Source organism: Neisseria sp. P0021.S007 (genome assembly GCF_051956855.1).
Genome location: NZ_JBQCXA010001382.1, coordinates 1 through 490, shown reverse-complemented (window position 1 = coordinate 490; position 490 = coordinate 1). Strand labels below are relative to the sequence as shown.

Below are 490 nucleotides of genomic sequence, written 5' to 3'. Positions count from 1 at the left end.
GTCCAAATCGCCGACGGTTCCGGCAGCGTCCTTTTTCTGCGCTTCATACACTTTTACGCCAGCCATCAGAAGCAGATGGCGGTCGGCAAACGCATCCGCGCCGTGGGCGAAATCAAACACGGGTTTCACGGCGACGAGATGATTCATCCCAAAATCCGTGATGCCGAGAGCGGCGGTTTGGCGGAAAGCCTCACGCCTGTCTATCCGACCGTAAACGGTTTGAACCAGCCTACTTTGCGCCGCATCATTCAGACAGCGTTGGACGTTACGCCGCTGCACGACACGCTGCCCGATGCCTTATTGGGTCGTCTGAAACTGCCGCACCTCGCCGAAAGCCTGCGCCTTTTGCATTCGCCGCCGCCGAGTTTCACCATCCACCAGCTTTCCGACGGCGCGCTGCCTGCATGGCAGCGGCTCAAATTCGACGAACTTTTGGCGCAACAGCTTTCCATGCGCTTGGCGCGGCAGAAGCGCGTTAGCGGTACGGCGG

1 pseudogene is annotated in these 490 nt (G+C 59.6%); it reads left to right on the top strand.

The window, feature by feature from the left end:
- Positions 1–490 (top strand): annotated as a pseudogene (locus ACTHUR_RS19290) (ATP-dependent DNA helicase RecG); the annotation flags it as partial.